Source organism: Alkaliphilus flagellatus (genome assembly GCF_018919215.1).
Classification (GTDB): Bacteria; Bacillota; Clostridia; order Peptostreptococcales; family Natronincolaceae; genus Alkaliphilus_B; species Alkaliphilus_B flagellatus.
Genome location: NZ_JAHLQK010000002.1, coordinates 213,927 through 237,318, shown reverse-complemented (window position 1 = coordinate 237,318; position 23,392 = coordinate 213,927). Strand labels below are relative to the sequence as shown.

Here is a 23,392-nt window from a genome sequence, read left to right as displayed (position 1 = left end):
TATCTGAACTATTTAGGACAGTTACCATTTTTATGCTATAAAAAACTGATATTTTTATAGATAATCATTGAACATAGAGTAAACCTTTATTCACATTAAACAGACATTATTCAAGAAGAAAGATTTTGTACAATGTCGGATTTCAATCAGATACAATAGTACTACAATTATATGGTGAATCTTCAATAAAACCATTGTTTTGTATGATATCATAAATAATCATTAGCTTAACTTGATATGTTAATTAATTAACTTATTTATGTTGTTTAATAAAATTTCCTACGAATGGAGGTAATTACTATAAAAGATAAATTTATACTTAAATCGAAGGTTCATTTTAACAATCAATCCCTACAGCTTTTAAAAGAGGTTTCCGGATCTCGAGCATTTATTGTTGCTGATTCCATAATGGAAACATTGGGATATCTTCAAAAAACGGTAGACTACTTAAGCGAAGCGGGAATAAGCTCTAAAGTTTTTTCAGGGGTGCGCCCTGATCCTGATGTTAAAGTAATTGCAGACGGGCTAAAGCTCTATAATGAAAGTGATGTAGATGTTTTAGTTGCAATCGGCGGAGGTTCTGCCATTGATACTGCCAAAGGAATTCTTTATTTTGCATGGAAGTTTGGAAGCATAGAGGGTATGGAAATAAAAAAACCACTCTTTATTGCGATTCCTTCTACAAGTGGAACTGGCTCTGAAGTAACTGACTTTTCCGTCATTACCTCTGATGAGGGGGAAAAGGTATGCATCGTAGACGAGTTTATAGCACCAGATATTGCTATACTAGACTCCACCTGTATTCAGCATGTCCCCCAACGTGTAGTAGTAGATACAGGAATAGATGTTTTAGTTCATGCTATAGAGGCTTATGTTTCCACAAATGCAACGGACTTTACAGATGCTCTTGCGGAAAAAGCAATCAAACTTATATTCGAAAATCTTGAAACCCTCTACAAAGACATAAATAATGCTAATGCTAGGGATCGTGTTCAGAATGCTTCCTGTATGGCAGGAATGGCATTTACAAATACAGGTCTTGGCATCAATCATAGCCTTGCCCATGCTTTTGGAGGGACTTTTCACATTGCACATGGTCGCTCTAATGCACTTATGTTAGATGCAGTGATGGAGTTCAACTCCGACTTAGATGGAAGTGCCAGCGGTTATGCTACCGAAAAATACGCAAAACTGGCAACAGTTCTGCAGCTTCCCGCTAGGACACGTCGTGAAGGAGCTGTTAATTTCATGCTTGCTGTTAGCAGACTAAAAAAAGCACTGGGTATTGAAGATAATATAAGGGCCCTTGGAATTGAGCAAGCTGAATTTGAGAAAGCACTGGACCAAATGGCTCAAACAGCCATGCTTGATCGCTGTACACCTACTAATCCAAAACAACCTTCTAAGGAAGATCTGATTAGAATTTATCAAAAGTGTTATTAATAAATCTTCAAAATCATAAAAATTAGATAAAAAATATTTTATTCTCGAAATGACCTCCCCATTTCTTACAAAGGGGAGGTTTATTTATTGCTTATACCCGATAAAAGCTAATATCTTGAAAATATCTGTAGTCTTTTTTGGGTGTGCTATTTATTGTAAACCAAGATATGTTATTTACTTTGTTAATATTATATATTAAAATAACAACAACAGAAGCTTTTTAAAATTTGAAAAAGTCTTTTCAGCTAATATAAACTCAGCAGTTTTTATTTTTTCAATTAAGAATTGCATGTCGGGAAGGTGTATTATAAGAATGAATAAAGTCGATAATCCACTTAAAAAATTTATAAATTCCAATTTATATACCCGCTATAGTGGTATTTTATCCTTATCAGATATTTCCTTATTTTTGGTAGATACAAATGGCGATATTTTGCTTGAGCTTATCCCAGCCCCAGATTTTTGCAGCCATGTATGCATGGAAAAGAGAGGTCAGGTATGCTGCGACTACAAAAGTCAGTTCAATCCCCATCAGGAGAGTAGCTTTGTCTGCCGATATGGACTCCAAAACATCTGTTTACCTATTAAGGTGAAAGATGAGACTTTGGGTTATATAGCTGGTATGCAGGTATATTCGCAGGATACAGAATATAAAAAATATATGATTGATGTCCAGTCTCTAAAAAATGACAGAAACGTTGAATTAGAATTTATCGCTAAGGCTATTGCTGCATTGAAAACTGTAGAATTAAATAAAATTAAGATACACGAACAGTTGTGCCGCCACATTGCTAATAATATTTCTCTTGACTTATCAGAGAGTGTTAGTCATGTGGATTCAAATGTGGCAAGGTTATCAATTGAGAAGGAAATGCTTGAGAAAAAGATTATCGATCTAGAAGCTAAAAACATGTCTTTAGTAATTAACCCACATTTTTTGTTTAATACCTTGAACTGTATCGCCCGAATCGCGTATTTTGAGCATTCCCATACAACAGAGGAACTTATCTACTGTCTTTCCGATTTGCTACGATACAATTTAAAGCAAGATGACCAGCTTCATACTATAGCTTCTGAAATAGACAACATAGAAAAATATTTGTATATACAAAAGGTACGATTTAAAAATCGTTTAGAATATACCATAGACGTCCCAGAGAAAATTAAATCTTACAGAATCCCCAATATGGTAATACAACCCATTGTTGAGAACGCCCTTATTCATGGTATCACACCAAAACGTGATGGGGGTAAAATCAGTATTTACGCAGAAAGATATAAAAAGGTGATCGTTATTTCCATTGCGGATAATGGAAATGGTTTCCCAAAGGATGTTTTAGATAAAATACAACAGTCTGAAAATAAATCGGGTCTAGGGTTTAGAAGTACGGATAAACGTTTAAAACAATATTATGGAGAACGTTACGGATTGGAAATCGTAAAGTCTGACTACTCTGGAAGTACAGTAACTATCACGATTCCAACACAACCATTGGGAGGTGCTAGCGATGAATGTGGTATTAATTGTAGAAGATGAAATACTTGAACAAGAGTTCCTCAAAACAGTTGTGCTTGACCAGCTTCTTCCGGAGGATAAGCTACTGACTTGTGGAAGTGGAGTTCAAGCTGTTCAATTGGCAAGGCAGTATAGACCGAATATTATTATAATGGATTTAATGATTGCTGAAATAGATGGTCTGACTGCCATTCAGGAGATCAGGAAATTTCTACCTAACGTTTGCATCACTATTTTGTCCGCCCATTCAGACTTTTCATATGCTCAAAAAGCCATCAATCTTAGGGTTTTCGAATATCTTTTAAAGCCTGTCAAACCTACCGTCTTCAAAGAGATATTTCAGAAAATGTTAAAAACGACATCCAACAGTCATATTCTAATAGAGGACAAGCCTAAAGAAAATAATATGAATATCGAGGATGAGCAACAATACTTCATCAATGAATCCATAAAATATATAAAAGAACATTTGAGAGAAAAATTAACTTTGGAAATGGTTGCATCCAAGGTGTTTATGCATCCTAAATATTTCAGTCGTATTTTTAAAAAGGAAATGGGCGTTGCATTTACTGAGTATATCACTCAACTGAGAATTCAATATGCCTGCAGATTATTGGAGACAACCAATTATCCTGCTTATCGGATTTCATCTGAATGTGGTTTCTCAGATCCATCTTATTTTAATAGGGTATTCTGTGCGCAGATGAACATGACTCCACAGACATATAGAAAAAAGGCATATTCACTAAAATCAGATGATTGAACTGCGAAAACCTCACTGTAAGTGAGGTTTTCTATATTTTTTGTTGATCTAGGTTATAGACTCTCAAAATCAAAAATAACCGTCCCTAATGCTTTTGATAGCTCTTATACTTTATCATTCTAATTTAATTTTGGATCTAATAAAAGAAAATAATTTAAATCACTTTTTTTATCAACAGAAAACTCTATTATGATATTATTAGCTCCTTTTAAATTAACATCTATTTTTTTAGCCCATCGGACTTTTTAAATTTAGCCTTGTAAGCCTCTTCACCAAAAAATTCGTTATTACATTTTATAACATCATCATTGTTGAATACGGTAAAAGTAACCTGAGAATTGGATAATTAATAATCTGTCGATACTGATTTTATTTATTAAATATTAAGTTAAATAGGTGTGGTTGAATTAAAGGATATGTTAAATTTTCAGGTAAACTATTAAATAGTTTAATTTCACCTATTTCATAATTAGGTAATTCGTCAAGACAGTGCACTTCAGAATAAAACAACTGGCCAAAAGATTTGCTCTTTCCTCCATCTACTGAATAAATACATACAGGTGTAATAGTAAAATCCTTTGCTCCAGTTTCTTCAGTCAATTCTCTTGAAGCAGTAAATTCTATATTCTCGTTTTCTTCTCTGTGTCCACCTGGAATTTCCCAAGTTGTTCTGTCCTTATGCCTTACAAATATCCATTTCCCTTCATACCTAGCCATAATAACGGCAAATAGAAGTTTACTATCTTCCACTGTATTTAACTCATAGAAGTCCACTTTTAGCATAAAATCACTCCTTTTTATTCATAGTATATTTATTAAATACCTTCTCTTTTATTATCCTAATATCCTGCTAAAAATGTTACAATAAATCTAATAAAAAGAAAACCCCACTACTGGGCGCACCAAAAAAAGTAGAGCAAAATTTTCACTCTACTTTCTAAAAAACTGAAAATTGTCTTTAACAAAACAATTTTTTATTTAATCTTATAATTAATAAATCGCTACTGGCCCATGAGGACCATCGATAATTTCTATTTTCGTTTCAAAAATATCTGTCAAAAGTTCTGGGTCCATAACCTCTTCTACTGTTCCAAAAGCGGCAATTTGTCCATCTTTCATAGCACAAATTCTATCAGAATATTTGGCTGCAAAATTTATATCATGCATAACAGTCAGAATTGTTCTTCCAAATTCATTAGCAGCATACCTTAAATGCTTCATCATTTGAACAGAACGAGCAACATCCAGATTATTCAGAGGCTCATCCAAAAGTACATATTCAGTCTCTTGGCACAAAACCATTGCTACATATGCCCTTTGTCTTTGTCCACCGGAAAGTTCATCTAAATATCTATTTTCTAGATCAGTCAAGCCTAAAAAATCGATATATTTAGAAATGATAGCCTCATCCTCCTTAGTTAATCTTCCCTTTGAATATGGAAAACGTCCAAACCCAACTAATTGTCTAACAGTAAGCCTCGTTATAAAATGATTTTCTTGCCTTAGAATAGTCAAAATTTTTGCTAAGTCTTCTGATTTAGATTCAGAAACATCCATATTTGCTACCTTAATTTGGCCTTCATCCATATCCAAAAGTCTTCCGATCATCAAAAGTGTCGTAGACTTTCCAGCACCATTTGGCCCAATTAAAGACGTAAGACCAGCTTTTGGTATTTTAATATTTAAAGGTCCTATTTTTACCTCATCAGTATACAACTTTCTAGCATTAGCAATCTCTATCATAAAGTCCCCTTCCTTAAAATCACAATTAAAAATGTGATTCCACCAAACATTTCGATAATAATTGAAACTACACCTTGAGCATGAAATACATGATACATAAAAAAGTATGCACCCGTTAATATCAAAAATCCTATAGCAAGAGCCATCGGGAAAATATATCTGTGATCATAAGTTGGCGCCGCTTGATAACTCAAAGTTGCAACTAAAAATCCATAGAAAGTAAGTGGTCCAACCAATGCCGTTGAAATTGACATCAAAACAGAAACTAATATAAGAGAAAAAATTACGCTGGATTGATGATTAATTCCCAAAGAAGTACCAACATTCTTTCCAAGTGACACTACATTTAAATTCTTAGAATAAGCCAGAAGAAGTATTGCTACAATTATTACAATTGGAATTGCAATAGGAAAATATGCAGAATCCGCATTACTGACAGAACCAAACAATCTTGCCTGTAAAATATCGAACTCAGATGGAGCAAGAAGTCTTCTCATAAAAGACGACAAAGACTTCAGACCAGTTCCAATAATAACTCCAACCAAAAGCAAAAGTTGTAAGTCTCCATACTTTCCAGAAAGTAACCATCCATAAAGTATCAAACTCATCAAGACCATAGCAACAACTTGAAATAGAAATGATCCAATACCGCTAAAACTTATAAATGTGCTAACACCAAAGAGAAACATTGTACTAGTGTGAATTGTTGAGTAAAGTGCTTCAAAACCTAAAAGCGAAGGAGTTATAACTCTATTATTCGTAATCGATTGGAAAGCAACCGTTGACAAACTCTGACAAATTGCAGCAATAATCATTGCAACAAGAGCTACCATCCTTCTTCTAACAACTGGGATAAAAGAAGGAGAATCTATTGGAATTGGATTCTTATAAACCAAAAGTCCATAGGAAGAAAGAGCACCCAAAGCAATCAATGTTATCAGCAAAATCCAATAACGTTTTTCTTCTTTTTTAGAACGAAAAGCTCTAGCTGACCTATTTTCATTATGAAGGCTAGAATCGATTTCGATATTTTCTTTATTACTATATACTAATGCGTTCATCTTAGCCTCCTTTGTTTCGATAAAATAACAATAAATACGACCGACCCCACTGTTCCAAGTATTAAAGAGACAGGCACTTCAAAAGGCATTATAATTGTTCTAGAAATTATGTCACAAACAGTTATAGTACCCATGCCTAACACACATACCCAAGGTAAATTGCTCCTAAGATCATCTCCTCTATACATTGAAACAATATTTGGTACAATTAAACCTAAAAAAGGTAAGTTCCCAATAACAGCGGCAACAATTCCAACTGCAAAAGAAATAAGACCAGTACCAAAAAGAACGATCTTGCTATAATTTACTCCAAGACTTGTTGCAACATCTTCCCCTAGTCCAGCTAAAGTCAATCTATCAGCATAAATAAAAATAAGAAAAGTAACTATAACAATTAACCATAAATATTCATATTTTCCAATTAGAACCGATGCAAAAGAGCCTACAAACCAAGTTTCAATATTTTGCTTCATTTGAAAAGCCAGTCCAACAAAAGTGGAAATTGCAGAAATGACCGCTCCAAGCATAATCCCAATGATTGGGACAATTAAAGACGAACGAAGTTTAACTCTTCTTAAAAATAAAAAGTAAATCATAGTTCCTATAAAAGAAAAAAGGATTGCACCAGTCATTCTTAGAACTAAAGTTGGTGCAGGAAATAATAAATAAACAAGAATAAGTCCCAAACCTGCCCACTCAATAGTTCCTGTTGTAGTAGGTTCGACTAAACGATTCTGTGTAATAAGTTGCATTACCAGACCTGACATTGACATTGCAGCTCCAGTAAGCATTAGTGCAGCAGTTCTTGGAACACGAGTTATGAAGAACATATTTATGCCATCCTCTTGGCCACGTATATCATAAACTCCAGTAAACAGTGATATAACACCTAAAATAATGACAGCTATAATCGCTAATATAAAAGGCTTTGTCCATATTTTATTGTGATTGTAACATTGGGTCTGAGAATTCTCAGACCCTGTAATTTTTTGTATTGTATTTTTTTGCACTATATTTTACTCCTTTATACTACTTAGCTAAAGCATTTGCAAGTTCTTCAAATAACTCTAGATAAGTTTGTATTGATTCATTTGTGTAAGTATCATTTGGTGCATAAATTATATTTCCTTCAGAAACAGCAGTTGTGTTTTTAAGTGCAGGTGAATTATCTATAACATCCTGAGCAGGAACTGCATCGGTTACAGAAGATACTGCAGCATCACGATCTAGTACGAAAATCCAATCAGGATTACTTTGTGCAATAGCTTCAACAGAAATATCATCACCTTGATGATCTGAAGTAGCACCACCAACTTCTAATGCTGGAATCCATCCAAAAATTTCATACATTGGTCCCCAAACACGTCCAGAATGAGGCGCTGAAAAACCTATGTTCCCACCAGAAACTACAACACCCATAACTGTATCTGTTCCATTATATGCAGACTTAGCATCTTTGATCGCTTGATCAAAATCAGCTACCAATTGTTCAGCCTCTTTATTTTTATCGAAAATTTGTCCCAAAGCGATTGTAGAATTCTTAAGTCCATTTACTAAGTTTTTTCCAGGTGTATCAGTTTCCTTAGAAACATCAAAATTAAGATCAATAACAGCTGCATTTGGTACTAATTTTTTTATTTCCTCATAATATTTAGCAAATCTTTGCCCAATAATTACAAGTTCAGGGTCTACAGCTGCTATAACTTCCAGATTTGGTTCACCATGACTTCCAATATCTTGAACTGACTTATCACTTACATATGGTGAATCCGCAGGCATTACAGGCTTTGGAACAGCCGCTAATTCAATTCCCCAATCAGCTAAAGTTTCAAAAGTTCTATTATCTAGTGCAACTACATTCTTTGGATTTACAGGGACAGTAACAGTTCCATGAACATCAGTGATTTCAACCGTTAAAACTTCAGCAGGCTCATTTTCTGGCTGGTTCGTTTCAGGCTTAACAGCTTCATTACTTGGATTTGAGCAAGCTGTCAACATTAAAGCAAAAGCCATCATAAGCATAGTTAATTTAAAAAATTTAGATTTTTTCATACATATCCTCCTTGTATATAAGCTTGATAGACAAGCAAATTATTGAATTGATAAAATTAATATCTATGTTATATTTTTATGCGTGACTTAAATAATAACCCTATCTATTTCACTACAGTGCACAGTAACAATAACACAAATTTAATGATATTGATTATCAATTTCAACATTTTGATTAATTGTACCAAATCAAGAAAACATTGTCAACTACTTTTACCTTATAGGACAAACATCGTTATTTAATATCACTTATCGGTATACCTGAGCTTATATTCTATGTTCATTTGACATAATTCAATAGAAGCTGATATAATTATTCAACAAACATGAATTTGATAATCATTTTCACTCAATGGAAGTTTATCATTTAATCTTTTGAAAATCTTAACTATATTTAGGTTTTTATAACTATATTTAGGTTTATTTATTTTTATCCTTATTACTGATGAACTAATTCCATGAGAAAATTGCATAACTCAGTATCTAAATATCAGTATAAATATAACTGGAATTTCACTGATGAAGTTTCTTCAAATATTTTATCTGCTCGAAAGGAAGCTTATCTAATGAGCCTACATACATCTCATAGTAAGGAAATCTATAATTTTCATATCAGAAAAGCGATGGATTATACTAAAAATAATTATCATAAAGATTTAAGTTTAGACTATATATCCAGCTATTTAAACCTCAATAAATGCTATTTTTGTGACTTATTTAAAAAAGAAACTGGCAAAACCTATTCAAGGTTCCTAAATGAGGTTAGAATAGAAAAAAGTAAGAGCTTACTCTTAAATACAAATTTATCTGTATTAGAAGTGGCACTATCTGTTGGATATAATAATCAAAATTATTATAACATGTCTTTCAAGAGGTTAACTGGTATTACTCCACTTAAATATAGGAATATGCCCGTTTAATTGTCTATACTTATCCCTCACCTAATCTATATTAGCTGAATAATGTACATATAGGAGGGAGGAAATTTTATGTCCATTCAATCTATATTATCTAAGTTTATTTTATGCAGAAAAGCAAAGTCTCAATGTGATTGTATTGAATTAAAACTTGAAGACTTATATATAAAGATGAATAGAATAACAGACAAGGGAATTCCCCATGAAGTAACAGTAGTAGTTCCACGGGCAGAAATCAGAGAAAAGTATGATGAAAGCCAAAAGTTGATTGAAAAAGAAGTTATATTAAACAGCATTACTATAGTTCATGCCCCTAGGCATCCTCTAGCTGGTCCTCCAGCGCCACCGCCAGAAATACCTGCTAAACTTGTAAAGTCTAAATAGCTACCCTGTGCCCTAGACTAATATTTTTTATATAAAAAAACAATAGATTAGCTATTTCCTTAGCCTATCTATTGTTTATATTTGCAGTGTTTTTTAAACATGCCTTAACATTAATGCTAAACCACATAACTTATATTTGATATTATAATGATAATATAGCAATTGCTCGAACTGGTGATCCATCAGCATTTTCATACTTTAAAGGCAAGCATGAAAAAATAAAGCTTTCTTCCTTATTTATTAGCTCTAGATTTGTCAGATTTTCAATTACAATCATGTTATGTTTAAATAATTTATGATGTATTGGAAAAGTAGTAGTTTTCATATCATCAATAGATATTGCATCAATACCAATACCTTTTAAATTAAAGCTAGTCAACCATTCTGCCGCTTCTTCTGTGAGAAAGGGAAAATCACCAAAATACTTGTCACTATTCCAATATTTACTCCATCCTGTCATTAACAAGACATAATCTAAGTCCTCAAGCTTACTTGCATATTTTAATAGGTATTCTTTAGATATTTCCTTATTATCAATATGTGTAAAATCAATAACCATTGCCTTTCCTATAAAATGATTAATTTCCAGTTGAGCAAGGGAATTTGCTTCCTTTAACATATGACTAGGTGCGTCTATATGGGTACCTGTATGTGAGTACATAGAAAGTTTTGTTTCTGCAAATCCATCCTTTTCAAGTGTATTGGCGGGAAAAAACATAGGTTTCTCTGTTCCTGGAAATACGGGCATACATTCATGCATTTTATGTGTTAAATCAATAATTTTCATGTTATTTACCTTATATAATGTAACTGTTAAAGTTGCATTATCCTTTCTTATATGGTTAGTTATATTGATAGATAAATATAATCGACTTAAATATCTTATATTTCTCTTCTCTCTTAATATCGCAATATCCTGCTAAAAGTTAGAAAATTGACCTAAATAAATATATACTTAATAAATTATAAATTTATTAAGTTTTATGATAATTAACCTCGTGTATTTTCAATATATTAAGTTACATGAAAATTTGAATTGTTAACTAAATAATACCCTATTTCACCATTGTATAATACTATGCTTTTTGCATACCTTTTTAGTCAAAGGATATAATGTTATTTTATACATAAAATGATATTAACAAAATCTTATATTAAAAATATAATTAAATTGAAATAGTTTGTATATACATTGACATTTTATATTTGTTTTAATAAATTTCATAGAAATATTTATGTACTTTTAGTAAAAGTACCCGAAAGGAATGATATTTAACATGTACAGAATAATGATTGTAGAAGATGATATATCTATTTCAGAACTTTTAAAAAAGCATATCGAAAAATATGGTTTTGAATGTTGGATATGCTCAAACTTCGATGATATCACCACGGAATTTATAAAATATGATCCAAATCTTGTTTTACTTGATGTTAACCTTCCTAAGTTTGATGGGTTTTATTGGTGTAGACAAATTAGAAATATATCAAAATGCCCGATTATCTTTATTTCTGCTAGAACTGGAGATTTAGAACAAATATATGCAATGGATAATGGAGCAGATGACTATATTACAAAGCCTTTTTCTTTTGAAATAGTTGTATCGAAAATAAATGCCAATATAAGAAGAGCATATGGAGACTATGCAGAAGTAAAAACAGAAAGAACAAAAGCTTTAGGGGATTTAAAGCTATTTTGTGAGAGCTTTACTTTAGAAAATAAAACTAAAAAAACTACTCTTACAAAAAAAGAAGTAGAACTTTTATCAATTTTAATGGATAATTACCCAAAGGTAATAAGTAGACAAAAGCTACTTACAGCTATTTGGGATGATGAAACCTTTGTGGAAGAAAATACACTGAATGTGAACATAGCAAGAATAAGAAAAAAACTCATAGAAGTAGATACAAATTTTGAAATTGAAGCGGTTAGAGGCGTTGGGTATAAGCTTGTTGAGGTGGTATAAATGAAGCTGTTTATAAAAGATAATTTATGGATTGTTTTTCTGTATTCAACAACATTTTGGGGACTTTCAATTTTGTTAAATACTTTAGGGGAGCTTGAAAATAATTTTGGATACTTTGTTTTTCTAAGCTTTTTTTTGCTTGTTTGTTTTTTAATATATCGATACGCTTCAAATTATAGGCTATATAAAAAATTATCATCAACTCCAGAAACATTAGAAGATATACTGATACATAATTCATTTTCTTCTCTTGAAAATGCTTTTGACATTACTCTATATGAATATTTTAAACTATATAATACGAAATTATCAAACCTAAGTCGTAAGCAAGAGGAGTATAAATTACTTATTAACCAAAGTGTACATCAAATGAAGACTCCTATTTCTGTTATAAATCTTATTGCTCAAAATAATGAAGATAGCAAGGACTTCGAAAGAATCACAGCGGAAACCAAGCGCTTAGACTACACCCTTTGGCAAACCCTTAACTTTCTTTGCTTAGATGATATTAGTAATGATTTGAAAATAGAAAAAATTAATTTAAAAAAACTTGTCAGTGATGTTATAAATGATCTTAAATATTTTTTTATTACAAAATCTATATATCCCAAGCTTTCTATAGATGATAATGTATATGTGTATACAGATGCTAAATGGATGAAATGTGTTATTTATCAAATTGCAAACAATGCGATTAAGTATGGCAGAAAAGATACCTTAGTTTTCTTTGAAATCTATAAAAGAAATGAAAACTTCATTCTTAAAATTACAAACGAAGGTATAGGTATTCAAAGAAGTGATATTAACAGAATTTTTGATTTGTTTTTTACGGGAGATAATGGCCGAGGCTTTGGTGAATCAACTGGTGTTGGTTTGTACATAGTAAAGAAAATAACCGATTTACTATCTCACAAAATTACAGTTGATTCAACCCCAAATGAAAAAACAACATTTTATATTGAATTTTAGACTTTGCTCAACTTCATTTAGAGGTTGAGCTTTTAAATTGGGTGCGTCATGAGTCGATGCAATAGCATCAGACGAATTTTTTCATTACAAAAATGTAATGTTACTGTAAGTTAGGTAAATTGATGTACTTTAGCTTAAATACTATAATGAAAACAACAAATAGGGAAAGGAGATTATAACATGAAAAAAATTTTAACAGTATTTATATTAATAGTGTTTACAATTGCATTTATGGGATGCTCACTGAATTATAATGGCAATAATAATGATGAAACTACAGAATTAAAATCATATCTGAAAAAAACAACCCAAGAATATGCTAAAAAATATTTTAATAAGGAAATAGACCTAAAAGATTTTGATATTTCTATCGCTGAAGAAAGTGCATCTAATCAATTCAATGGACTTATGAGCACAGAAGGCGTTGAGGATATTTATTTAATAGGTAATGTTAAGGGAGAGCCTAAGGATGTATTAGAGTTCATCTTAGTATACAATGTGAGAACTGGAAAAGTAACTAAATTTGGAATGCTGACTGTAAATGATAAAGAAATGATATACGTAGATAACCTAGAATAGGGAGGAAATACTAATGAATGTATTAGAAATAAAAGATCTATCTAAAATTTATATTGGCAAAATTAATTTCACCGCACTTAACAACATTAATTTCAACTTAGAGCAAGGTGAGTTTGTGGCAATTATGGGGCCATCAGGTAGTGGTAAAAGTACATTTTTAAATTGTATATCCACAATTGACACCCCCACAAAAGGAGAAATAAATATAAATGGAAAAGCGCCCCATAAACTAAATGATGATGAACTTGCTAAATTTCGCAGACAGGAGTTGGGATTTGTATTTCAGGATTTTAACTTAGTAAATACACTTACAGTAGAGGAAAACATTATTCTTCCTCTTACATTAGATAGTGTTCCTGAAAAAACCATGAAAGAGCGATTAAATAAGGTGACTGAACTTCTGGGAATTTCAAAGCTATTGAAAAAAAGAACCTTTGAAATTTCAGGAGGACAAGCACAAAGAGTTGCCATTGCAAGAGCTATTATTCACAACCCTTCTATATTACTTGCAGATGAACCTACAGGGAACCTGGATTCTAAAGCAGCAAAGGATGTAATGAAGCTTTTTACAACGATTAACCAAACATTAGGGACATCTATTTTAATGGTTACACATGATGCATATGTTGCAAGCTTCTGTAAACGTGTGGTTTTTATTAAAGACGGAGAATTATATAATGAAATTCACTGTGGTGATAGTCGTGTTGTATTTTATAAGGAAATAATGGACATGTTAAGTTTTCTTGGAGGTGGAGTAGATGACTTTAAATAGGCTTGCTCTCAACAATGTACTAAGAGATAAATGGACATATCTTGCTTACTTTTTAAGTAGTCTGTTTTCTGTTTTTATGTTCTTTTGTTTTGCAGTTTCAATATTTCATCCAGACTTATCTGTAATTCAAAGTGGTTCAACTTTGTTTATGGCACTTATGGCAGGAAGTATCCTTGTATATATTTTCTCGTTTATGTTTATTTCTTATTCTGTCAGTTCATTTATGAAAGCACGAAAAAAAACAATAGGACTATTTATGATAACGGGAGCATCTAAAAAGCAGGTTAACAAAATAGTTTTTACAGAAAATATGTTTATAGGTATTATGGCAATTCTATGTGCAATTATTTTAGGACTTGTTTTTTCTCCTTTAACATTGATGTTATCTAGAACAATAATGAATGTTAGCGGCTTTGAAATGTATTTCCCTGCTAAAGCAATATTGCTTACACTTGGAATGTTTCTGATAATGTTTTTTCTAATTTCTACAATATCACCTCGATTCATTCGAAGAAACAAGGTAATATCTATGATAAAATCAGACAAAACAGATGAAAGCAATCTTAAGTTTTCACCCCTTTTCATGATAATTGGCACTATATTTACACTATTTCTTTTAGTTTCTAGTGTATTTAATAATAAATTGAAAATTATAGAAACACTTTTATCTTCAGATATTGGAGCTCCTGTATTTCTTGTTCTTGTTCTTATATCGCTGTATTTTTTATTTTCTGTAATTTCTAGGGGCATATTAAGTATATTTCAAAAAAGCAAGCTCTACCATAGAAAAACTAATATGATTCTTGGTTCAGATTTTAAGTCAAAGCTTAAAATAAATGTTAATATGATGTTTCTAGTAACTATACTTTTAACTGGAGCATTTTCTGCAATTTCTATGCTTTATACTGCTCAGGCAGATGTGGAACCTAATGTAAAAAAAGCTTATCCTTTTAGTTATATTTATATTTCTGAAGAAAATAATGAAAAGAGAGCACAAAATGTTGAATTGCTTGAGAACACACTAAGCAATCAAATTGGATATGAGAACTATTATTTTAATCTACTAAACAAAGAAAACTCTCGTGCTGCTGTCATTTCGGAAAGCGATTATAATAAAATAGCACATGCAGTAAATGAAATCCCCGTATCCCTTGAAAAAAATCAGATTTACATTATAAGAGGAGTAAAGCAAGCAAATTTTAATATTGAAAATAACTTAACTATAAATGCTATTTTCAAAGACTTAGGAATAAAACCTATGGTCGTAGGCAAAGGTGATAATCCTATAACTCCTGAGGGCTTTTTTAACACTGTATGTGTAATAAATGATAACATATACAAAGATATTGAATACGAAGGCTTTCAAGTAAATAGCATATTTGCTTATAATGTTGCATATTGGAAAGAAGACCTTGAAACAGCTCAAAGTTTAAAAGATGTTGTCACAGACAATGGACAGAATCCCGTTGGCTTTTTCTCTGCAGGAGAACTATACGAAACCGAAAAAATTGTTAAGAATCTGATGCTATATATAGGGTTTGTTATCAGTGTGATTTTTGTATTAGCCGCTTCAAGCATGATCTATTTTAGACTTATTACTGAAAAAGAAAAAGAAACAACAAAATTCAGAAGTATAACTAAAATAGGGCTTTCTCAGAAAGATTTATCTAAAATAATTTTCCAAAATCTTGCCATACTGATGTTTGTTCCCTTTATAGTAGCTTCCGTATTTCTTTTTATAGGTGCAGCTGCACTTAGCAATATAACTGGTGGCTCATATTTTATAGTTGCAATTATTTGCTTTGTAGTATTTCTTTTATTACAAAGCATTGGATATATATTTGTTTCAAGAAATTATAATAAAACAATTATCAAAGGATTAAGATAAAATTTAATTAAACAGAATAAATATTGTACTCTAAAAAAATAGACCTTACTAAAAAACAGTAAGGTCTATTTCTTCTATCTAATATCTTCTTTAGTATAATATGCTATCCCTATCGCACCAGGGCCAACATGTAACCCAATTACTGGTCCTATATCTTGTATCTTAATATCCACATCTACAAATTCTTTTATTTGTTTAACTACATTTTTAGCCTCATCAATACAGTTAATATGATGGACTACAATTTCTCCTAGCCCTAGAGCTTCGATATCTTTCAATACTTGCTTGACTATGGTTAACACAGCTTTTCCTTTTGTTCTAACTTTTTTAAATACTGTAGTCACTCCATTTTCTACAGTTAAAATAGGAATAATTTTTAGGAGATCTCCAATTATAGCATTTGCTTTACCAATTCTTCCACCCTTTTGTAAGTATTCTAGATTAGCTGGTATAAATAAAAATCTGCTTTTTTTAGTATTGTTCTCAGCTGCTTCTTTAACTTGCTCTAAGCTCTTATCTTCTTTAGCCTCCCTTGCTGCTACTATAGTAGCAAACCCTAACTGCATACAATTTGATCTAGAATCTATAATCCCTATATTAGCATTAGGGTAATTTTCTAAAATCATATTCTTCGCCAAGTGGGCAGTTGAGTATGCACCACTCATATCTGATGATAAAAAAATACAAATTAAATCGTCACCTTGTTTTACTACACTCTCCATTTCATTATATAAATCTGCTATAGAAGGCTGTGATGATTTAGGTATTCCTTTCTTATCCATCATCTTATAGAAACTTTCATTGTCTATTTCAGTTTCTTTAAAAGTAATATCTTCAAACTCTACATTCAAAGATACTACCCTTATATCTAAAGCTTCTCTTAAAGATTCCTCAATATAGCTTGTGCTGTCAGTTAAAATCTTAATAGCCATATGTACATTTCACTCCAGTTTACTTGTTTTTAATATTTATATAATTTTAACATAAAAAATCTATAAATGCATACTTTCCTAGATTATAAAAAAACAATAGTATTGTTTATTAGAACAAATCAAATTATATAAATATAAACTGAATTGCAATCATATATATAGCTGTTCCACCTATTATGCTAATTAAATTATTACGTTTCCATATGTGCAAAATTGCTACTGTTATAACTCCAATTGTCTCAGGAATACCAAAGGGAAATGCAGATATATTGACGTTTCTTAAGCAGTAGATTATAAGCATAGCTATAACTGCAGGAGGTAAATAATTACCTATATACTGTACATATTTTGGTGTAGCTTTATCTTTTCCAAATAAAATAAAAGGAGCTACCCTTATAGCAAATGTAACAATTCCAATAACTAATATTGCAATTAAAGTATAATTATTATTAACATTCATTATTTACTACCTCCCCATCATTATCTTCTGAAGTTTTCCTATCTATCTGTTTTTCAAATATCATCAGGGCAACAGTTATTAATACCATAGAAGGTAAAATTAAATTATCAACTCCAAAGATTAAAAGCGATAAAATAGTAGATGCAATACCAATTAGTACTGGAATATGGGTTTTATAAGTAGACCACTGCTCAATAAAAATAACTACGAATAGGGCGGTCATTGCAAAATCAATTCCATTTGTATTAAATGTTATCAATGAACCTGCAATAGAGCCAATAAATGTGCCAATTATCCAATATATTTGATTCAAAAGTGCAATGCAAAAAAGAAATGAATCATTATCAATACCTTCAGGTGCTTTCGAAGAACATAACAGTGAGTAAGTTTCATCACTAAGAGAATAAATCATATATGTTTTTTTCTTTCCCATACCTTTAAACTTATCTATAAATGATAATCCATAGAAAACATGTCTAATATTTACAAATAATGTCACCAATGCTATTTCCATCAAGCCTGCTCCGCTTGTTAATAGGTTAATAGCTATAAACTGCATAGATCCTGCATATACAGCTACACTCATAAGAATTGCCCACATAAAATTATATCCAGACTTTTCAAATAGCAATCCAAAGGCTATTCCTACTGAAAGGTATCCTAGCATAACTGGTATTGTAGCTGGAAATGCTGCTTTAATTGCTTTTTTCATATATGTCCCCCCATATTTGCCCTATTTATTGTACTGTATTATGAAAATATATTATAGCATAATTATATTATAGATAATATCGCTGGAATTAAAAAATACATTATTCTTAAATATGTTCAAAAGAATAATAGATGAACTATATAATCCAGTTCATCTATTATTCTTAGCTATATTACTCCCTAATCGCATGAGTTCTATTAACTTTTCTTTTCAAGTGCTATTAAATAATATTTATCTCCCATTGTCTGCTCTAATTCTTGTATCTGCCTTAATTCTTCCCTATTAACATTAGCTAAAGGTATTTCATTGAGTTTATTCCTATCTTCCATAGCTATTTCTCCTATCGTTTTTTAGTTATTATAGCTAAGAAGATGTGGTTTTATTCTATCTTTCTATTAAATACTTATTATAAGTATTTTATAAATGAAATTTACAACACTTTTCTTAAAAACTCCTTTGTTCTTTGATTTTGAGGGTTGTCAAAAACATCCTTTGGCACACCTTCTTCTACAATGTTTCCACCGTCCATAAACATAAGTCTAGTACCTACTTCTCGAGCAAAACCCATTTCATGGGTAACTACTATCATTGTCATGCCTTCTTTTGCTAGCTTTTTCATTACCTCTAGTACTTCCCCTACCATTTCTGGGTCTAGGGCTGATGTAGGTTCGTCAAATAACATTACATCTGGAGACATTGCTAAGGCTCTAACTATGGCAATTCTTTGCTTTTGTCCTCCAGATAACTGGTTAGGATAAGCCCCCGCCTTATCTTCAAGACCTACTTGCTTAAGTAAGTCCATAGCTATTTTTTCTGCCTCTTCCTTAGAAATCTTCTTAAGCTTAATAGGTGCTAAAGTAATATTTTCTAAAACTGTCATATGTGGAAAAAGGTTAAACTGTTGAAATACCATTCCTATATTTTGTCTTAACAGATCTATATTAGCACCTTTGTCAGTTACCTTCTTTCCCGAAAATATTATTTCTCCAGCTGTAGGCTCCTCAAGTAAATTAAGACATCTTAAGAAAGTGCTTTTTCCAGATCCACTTGGCCCAATAACCACTACAACTTCACCCTTTTTAATCTCAGTGTTTATACCATTTAATACATTAAGTTTGCCAAAGTTTTTTATAAGTCCTTCTACCTTAATCACTTACCTTCATCCTCCTTTCGACGATTCCTAGTAGTTTAGATAGCGTAAATGTTAAAACAAAGTAAATTCCTGCAGCCACTATTAAAGGTTCTAGAGGTATGAAGGTATTTCCCCTTACAGTGTTGGCATTATACATAAGCTCATTTATACCAATAACCGATACTATGGAGGATTCCTTAATAATAACTATAAATTCATTTCCTAAGGCTGGTAAAATATTTTTAAATGCTTGAGGTATAATAATATGTTTCATAGACATGGAGTAAGGCATACCCAAGGAACGGGCTGCCTCCATCTGCCCCTTATCTACCGACTGAATACCAGAACGTATAATTTCTGCAACATAGGCCCCACTATTAATTGATAGAGCTATAATTCCTGCCACAAACTCTTCGCCAGTACTGCCTAAAAAGGCAACAGATGGAAAGTTAATACCTATAGCAGGTAATCCATAATATATTATAAATATCTGAACGAGTAATGGTGTCCCTCTAATAACTTCTACATAGGCAGTTGAAATAAAATTCAGAACCTTATTTTTGGAAATTCTCATTAGGGCTAAAAACACACCAAATACTACGCCTAAGGCCACGGTGAAAAATGCAAGTAATACTGTATTTTTTGCTCCATTAATAAAGAATGTATAATATTTTGGTAAAAAACTAAAATTCATTTTTTAGCCCTTCCTTCCTTTAAGTCGTACTATTACTCTCCATCTACCATTTCTATAGCTTCTAGTACAAATTTATCTACAGATCCATCCTTGATTAAACGATCTAGAGTTTTGTTTATCTCATTAACTAGATCTGTACTTCCCTTCTTAACAGCAACTGCAGAACCACCTTCACCATCGTCAAATGTAACATCCATAAGCATTAAATCCTTGTTTTTATCTACATAAGAGTCTGCTACTGGCTTTTCCATAACTACAGCATCTATTTTATTGTTTTTAACTTCAAGAATTAGATCTGGTATTTTAGCCAATGACTTTAATTGAAGGTCTTTAATTTCAGCTTCTGCAATTTTTTCTTGTATAGCACCCTTTTGTGCTCCTATTTTTTTACCAGTTAAATCATCTACTGTCTTAAGTGTATCTTTGTTTTCTGCTTTAATAACTATGCCATGAACTGCATTATAGTATATTTTAGAAAAGTCTACAGCTTTCACTCTTTCTGGATCTGGAGTCATACCAGCCATTACAAAGTCTACCTTGTCAGCATTTAGTGCTAATAGTAATCCATCGAAATCCATATCCTTTATTTCAAGTTCTACACCTAAATCCTTTGCAATTTCCTTTGCAATTGAAATGTCAAATCCAACTATTTCATCCTTACCATTAACTTCCTTGTGAAACTCGTATGGAGGATAGTCTGCACTTGTGCCAACAACTATCTTACCTGCTTTTTTAATTTGATCTAACTTAGAAAGAGACTCCTCTGCATTATTATTACTAGCAGTAGCATTACCACATGCAGTAAATAAAATAGCTACTCCTATTATAAGTGATATAATAGCTGATTTAGAAAACTTTTTCATTTTAATTCCCCCTCGGTTTATTAATAATTATACATATTTATGTATATGTATCCTATTGGAATATTATACAATCATATAAATAAATATGCAACAACTTTTTTAAAAACTTTAAAAAGGTATTTTCTTTTTTATGTAGAATAATTTATACCAGTTAGGCCTGTCCTTAAAGTTTCGAGGAGGTTTTTTATTTATGAAAAAACTAAAGCATTTTCAAAATAGAACAAAGTCAAATCTTACTTTTATGATTCTCCCTAATTCTTCAGAAAAAATTATAAAGTTTTCTCTACCTAAGTTGCTTTCAAAGGTAATAATTCTATCTTTATTTTTTGTAATCTTAAGCTCTATTATATTTTCTAGTGGCTACTTTGGCATAAGGCATAAACTAATTGCTGCAAACAACCAAATTGCTGAGCTGAAATTAGAAAATGAAAGTCAAAAATATGAAATAGCTGAATTAAAAAATTACTCTATAAAAGTAGATGAAAAATTAGCAGATTTAAATAAAATTCAAAATCAAGTATTAAACATGGTAGGTTTAGATACTAGTAATGAAGATACTAGTTTACCAGAAACAACAGATATTTTATTCTCTTACTCTTATTCACCAAATATAGTCTCTCGATCTGCACAAAGCAATATTTTTTCTTCTCAAGGATATGAGGAAGAAATAAACCTCCTAACAGAGTTAATAGATCGTGAGAAAGAAAATATGGAAAAACTTATTTTAAATGTTGAACAACAACTAGAATATCTGGATGCACTCCCCAATCTAATGCCTAATCCTGGTAGGATATCTTCACCCTTTGGATATCGTATTTCACCTACAGGAAGAAACAGAGAATTTCATAATGGAATAGATATTTCAAATAAACTAGGAACAGACATCATAGCTGCTGGAAGTGGAATTGTCACATATTCTGGATATAATGGCGGATATGGGAAAGTAGTAATGATTTCCCATGGCTATGGATATACCTCAATATATGCTCATAATCAAGAAATTCTTGTTTCCGTAGGTGACCAGATAGAAAAAGGACAAGTTATTGCTAAAGTAGGGAGTACTGGGAGAAGTACAGGTCCACACGTTCATTTTGAAGTACGACTTAATAATGAGCCTATAAATCCATTAGACCTGATAGAAAACTAGATTTTATCGTTAATTTTAACGAATTAAAAGATCTTCAATCTTTAATTAAATACACTTTATAGGGGGATAATAATTATGTTCAGTAAAAAACAGACAACAGATTTCTCAAAATTTGATACACTTATAGGTAAAAATACAGCCTTTGAAGGAACATTAACTGCTGAAGGAACTATTAGAATTGATGGTAATGTTAAAGGCGATGTAAAAGTAGAAGGTGATATTTACATAGGTGAAAGTAGTCAAGTTATTGGAAATATTATGGGGTCAAATATAATAGTAGGTGGCAATGTGGACGGTAACATAATGGCCAATGAACAACTTAGGCTAACCTCTACTGGAAAAGTAATTGGTGATATTTCTGTTAAATCTCTAATAATCGATGAAAATGGAGTTTTTGAAGGTAGTTCTAAAATGACAGCAAATGAAATAAATTCTAAATACAAGTCAAAAAAATCTGAATCAAGTAGTGTAGAAAATTAATTGATTTTCTACACTACTTAATTTTAGATATAAGTACTATGAATTTTTAATCCGATTCTATTTAAAAGCAATCGGTCAGTAGATAGCTAGAGTTTTTTATTTGTAATTTTTAATCAGCACAACAAGTTAATTTATAATGGTTCTATTTTTATGTTCTGTTTATATTCAATCGGACTGACTCCTACTTCCTTCTTAAATACTCTACTAAAATAATGCTGGCTACTATATCCGACCAATTGTGCTACTTCATGGATTTTTATGCCTATATTTTCTTCACGAAGCATCTTTTTAGCATTTTCTATTCTTATTTCTGTTAAGTATTCTATAAAAGTCTTACCCAGTTCATGTTTCATTAACTTACCTAAATAGGAGGGGCTAATATCAAATTTATCAGCTACTTCATGTAAGGATAAATCTTCCTGCATATAGTGACTATCCATATAGTTTTTAAGCAGAACCACTATCGGACTATATTCCTCTTCATTATTATTTATTACATCTATATTTTCCATATTTTTAGGCTGATTTTGTAGATGTACTATTCCCTTAATTATAATATTCTTCAGCTCTTCAGAGTTTATAGGTTTTAATAAATAATCAAATACCTGTAATTTAATAGCTCTCTGAGCATAACGAAATTCATCATATCCTGTAATTATAATTACAATAGAATATGGCAAAAAATCATGAACTTTTTCAATAAAACCTAGACCATCTAAAAAAGGCATATTAATATCGACTAAAAGAATATGGGGTCTATGTTCCTTTGCTAAATCTAGGGCCATTTCTCCTTCTTCTGCTTCTGCCACTATTTCTAGTTCCAAATTAAAAGACTCTATTATTCTTTTTAGACCCTTTCTAATTTTGGGTTCATCATCTGCAATAAGCACTTTCCACATAGGACCTCACCTTTCCTTC

General features: G+C 31.4%; 26 protein-coding genes. 12 read left to right on the top strand and 14 right to left on the bottom strand.

Annotated elements, in window-relative coordinates; genetic code table 11:
- Positions 1 to 285 precede the first annotated feature (285 nt).
- The 3 genes from KQI88_RS06030 (at position 286) to KQI88_RS06020 (ending at position 3,722) form a co-directional block, all read left to right on the top strand.
- Positions 286 to 1,443, top strand: coding sequence for a 1-propanol dehydrogenase PduQ (locus tag KQI88_RS06030; protein WP_216415455.1), 1,158 nt, complete (start codon positions 286 to 288; stop codon positions 1,441 to 1,443).
- 289 nt (positions 1,444 to 1,732) lie between these two features.
- Positions 1,733 to 2,980 (top strand): sensor histidine kinase, encoded by a 1,248-nt coding sequence (locus KQI88_RS06025; protein ID WP_330656088.1) that lies wholly within the window; start codon positions 1,733 to 1,735, stop codon positions 2,978 to 2,980.
- Positions 2,952 to 3,722 carry a response regulator transcription factor gene (locus tag KQI88_RS06020; RefSeq protein ID WP_216415454.1) on the top strand — a complete coding sequence of 257 codons (771 nt, stop codon included), beginning with the start codon at positions 2,952 to 2,954 and terminating at the stop codon, positions 3,720 to 3,722. Before KQI88_RS06025 ends, KQI88_RS06020 begins: the two co-directional genes overlap by 29 nt.
- A 369-nt stretch (positions 3,723 to 4,091) precedes the next feature.
- On the opposite strand, the gene KQI88_RS06015 is transcribed toward KQI88_RS06020, so the two are convergent.
- The 5 genes from KQI88_RS06015 to KQI88_RS05995 all read right to left on the bottom strand — a co-directional run bounded on the left by KQI88_RS06015 (position 4,092) and on the right by KQI88_RS05995 (position 8,578).
- The gene (locus tag KQI88_RS06015; RefSeq protein WP_216415453.1) at positions 4,092 to 4,505 is read right to left on the bottom strand and encodes an NUDIX hydrolase; all 414 of its coding nucleotides are present in this window, start codon (positions 4,503 to 4,505) and stop codon (positions 4,092 to 4,094) included.
- Between the two features lie 207 nt (positions 4,506 to 4,712).
- Entirely contained in the window at positions 4,713 to 5,465 is a 753-nt protein-coding gene (locus KQI88_RS06010; RefSeq protein WP_216415452.1) for an iron ABC transporter ATP-binding protein, read from the bottom strand.
- Positions 5,462 to 6,526: an iron chelate uptake ABC transporter family permease subunit gene (locus KQI88_RS06005; RefSeq protein WP_216415451.1), complete on the bottom strand. Its 1,065-nt coding sequence runs from the start codon at positions 6,524 to 6,526 to the stop codon at positions 5,462 to 5,464. The genes KQI88_RS06010 and KQI88_RS06005 overlap by 4 nt, the downstream gene beginning before the upstream one ends.
- A complete protein-coding gene (locus KQI88_RS06000; RefSeq protein ID WP_216415450.1) occupies positions 6,523 to 7,536 on the bottom strand; it encodes an ABC transporter permease in 1,014 nt (337 codons plus the stop codon). The genes KQI88_RS06005 and KQI88_RS06000 overlap by 4 nt, the downstream gene beginning before the upstream one ends.
- 19 nt (positions 7,537 to 7,555) lie before the next feature.
- A complete protein-coding gene (locus KQI88_RS05995) occupies positions 7,556 to 8,578 on the bottom strand; it encodes a siderophore ABC transporter substrate-binding protein (protein ID WP_216415449.1) in 1,023 nt (340 codons plus the stop codon).
- Between the two features lie 566 nt (positions 8,579 to 9,144).
- Between KQI88_RS05995 and KQI88_RS05990 the strand changes: the two genes are divergently transcribed.
- Together KQI88_RS05990 and KQI88_RS05985 are read left to right on the top strand one after the other, a co-directional pair.
- A complete protein-coding gene (locus tag KQI88_RS05990) occupies positions 9,145 to 9,498 on the top strand; it encodes a helix-turn-helix domain-containing protein (RefSeq protein ID WP_216415448.1) in 354 nt (117 codons plus the stop codon).
- A 69-nt stretch (positions 9,499 to 9,567) separates the two neighbouring features.
- On the top strand, positions 9,568 to 9,879 hold the full coding sequence (locus tag KQI88_RS05985) for a hypothetical protein (RefSeq protein ID WP_216415447.1): 312 nt from the start codon (positions 9,568 to 9,570) through the stop codon (positions 9,877 to 9,879).
- A 142-nt stretch (positions 9,880 to 10,021) separates the two neighbouring features.
- On the opposite strand, the gene KQI88_RS05980 is transcribed toward KQI88_RS05985, so the two are convergent.
- Positions 10,022 to 10,666 (bottom strand): cyclase family protein, encoded by a 645-nt coding sequence (locus KQI88_RS05980; RefSeq protein ID WP_216415446.1) that lies wholly within the window; start codon positions 10,664 to 10,666, stop codon positions 10,022 to 10,024.
- A 490-nt stretch (positions 10,667 to 11,156) separates the two neighbouring features.
- On the opposite strand from KQI88_RS05980, the gene KQI88_RS05975 reads away from it, so the two are divergent.
- The 5 genes from KQI88_RS05975 to KQI88_RS05955 all read left to right on the top strand — a co-directional run bounded on the left by KQI88_RS05975 (position 11,157) and on the right by KQI88_RS05955 (position 16,054).
- Positions 11,157 to 11,846, top strand: coding sequence for a response regulator transcription factor (locus KQI88_RS05975; RefSeq protein WP_216415445.1), 690 nt, complete (start codon positions 11,157 to 11,159; stop codon positions 11,844 to 11,846).
- The gene (locus KQI88_RS05970) at positions 11,847 to 12,815 is read left to right on the top strand and encodes a sensor histidine kinase (protein ID WP_216415444.1); all 969 of its coding nucleotides are present in this window, start codon (positions 11,847 to 11,849) and stop codon (positions 12,813 to 12,815) included.
- 180 nt (positions 12,816 to 12,995) lie between these two features.
- The gene (locus KQI88_RS05965; protein ID WP_216415443.1) at positions 12,996 to 13,394 is read left to right on the top strand and encodes a hypothetical protein; all 399 of its coding nucleotides are present in this window, start codon (positions 12,996 to 12,998) and stop codon (positions 13,392 to 13,394) included.
- 13 nt (positions 13,395 to 13,407) lie between these two features.
- On the top strand, positions 13,408 to 14,166 hold the full coding sequence (locus KQI88_RS05960) for an ABC transporter ATP-binding protein (RefSeq protein WP_216415442.1): 759 nt from the start codon (positions 13,408 to 13,410) through the stop codon (positions 14,164 to 14,166).
- Entirely contained in the window at positions 14,153 to 16,054 is a 1,902-nt protein-coding gene (locus KQI88_RS05955) for an ABC transporter permease (protein WP_216415441.1), read from the top strand. The genes KQI88_RS05960 and KQI88_RS05955 overlap by 14 nt, the downstream gene beginning before the upstream one ends.
- Positions 16,055 to 16,128: 74 nt before the next feature.
- Here KQI88_RS05955 and KQI88_RS05950 read toward each other — a convergent pair whose 3' ends face one another.
- From KQI88_RS05950 to KQI88_RS05925, 7 genes are all read right to left on the bottom strand, one after another.
- Positions 16,129 to 16,986, bottom strand: coding sequence for a DegV family protein (locus KQI88_RS05950; RefSeq protein ID WP_216415440.1), 858 nt, complete (start codon positions 16,984 to 16,986; stop codon positions 16,129 to 16,131).
- 124 nt (positions 16,987 to 17,110) lie between these two features.
- Positions 17,111 to 17,446, bottom strand: a complete 336-nt coding sequence (locus tag KQI88_RS05945; protein ID WP_216415439.1) for a branched-chain amino acid transporter permease — start codon at positions 17,444 to 17,446, stop codon at positions 17,111 to 17,113.
- Positions 17,436 to 18,158: an AzlC family ABC transporter permease gene (locus KQI88_RS05940; RefSeq protein ID WP_216415438.1), complete on the bottom strand. Its 723-nt coding sequence runs from the start codon at positions 18,156 to 18,158 to the stop codon at positions 17,436 to 17,438. Before KQI88_RS05940 ends, KQI88_RS05945 begins: the two co-directional genes overlap by 11 nt.
- Before the next feature lie 197 nt (positions 18,159 to 18,355).
- A complete protein-coding gene (locus KQI88_RS18280; protein ID WP_281417547.1) occupies positions 18,356 to 18,487 on the bottom strand; it encodes a hypothetical protein in 132 nt (43 codons plus the stop codon).
- Positions 18,488 to 18,588: 101 nt separating this feature from the next.
- On the bottom strand, positions 18,589 to 19,311 hold the full coding sequence (locus KQI88_RS05935) for an amino acid ABC transporter ATP-binding protein (protein WP_216415437.1): 723 nt from the start codon (positions 19,309 to 19,311) through the stop codon (positions 18,589 to 18,591).
- The gene (locus KQI88_RS05930; protein ID WP_216415436.1) at positions 19,304 to 19,984 is read right to left on the bottom strand and encodes an amino acid ABC transporter permease; all 681 of its coding nucleotides are present in this window, start codon (positions 19,982 to 19,984) and stop codon (positions 19,304 to 19,306) included. The genes KQI88_RS05935 and KQI88_RS05930 overlap by 8 nt, the downstream gene beginning before the upstream one ends.
- A gap of 32 nt (positions 19,985 to 20,016) precedes the next feature.
- On the bottom strand, positions 20,017 to 20,847 hold the full coding sequence (locus tag KQI88_RS05925) for a transporter substrate-binding domain-containing protein (RefSeq protein ID WP_216415435.1): 831 nt from the start codon (positions 20,845 to 20,847) through the stop codon (positions 20,017 to 20,019).
- Positions 20,848 to 21,037: 190 nt separating this feature from the next.
- Here KQI88_RS05925 and KQI88_RS05920 point away from each other — a divergent pair, with 190 nt between their 5' ends.
- Both KQI88_RS05920 and KQI88_RS05915 read left to right on the top strand, forming a co-directional pair.
- Complete coding sequence (locus KQI88_RS05920; RefSeq protein WP_216415434.1) at positions 21,038 to 21,994, top strand: M23 family metallopeptidase; 957 nt, start codon at positions 21,038 to 21,040, stop codon at positions 21,992 to 21,994.
- Between the two features lie 75 nt (positions 21,995 to 22,069).
- Positions 22,070 to 22,474, top strand: a complete 405-nt coding sequence (locus tag KQI88_RS05915; protein ID WP_216415433.1) for a bactofilin family protein — start codon at positions 22,070 to 22,072, stop codon at positions 22,472 to 22,474.
- Between the two features lie 131 nt (positions 22,475 to 22,605).
- Here the strand turns inward: KQI88_RS05915 and KQI88_RS05910 are convergent, their stop codons facing one another.
- Entirely contained in the window at positions 22,606 to 23,373 is a 768-nt protein-coding gene (locus KQI88_RS05910) for a response regulator transcription factor (RefSeq protein ID WP_216415432.1), read from the bottom strand.
- Between the last annotated feature and the right edge of the window lie 19 nt (positions 23,374 to 23,392).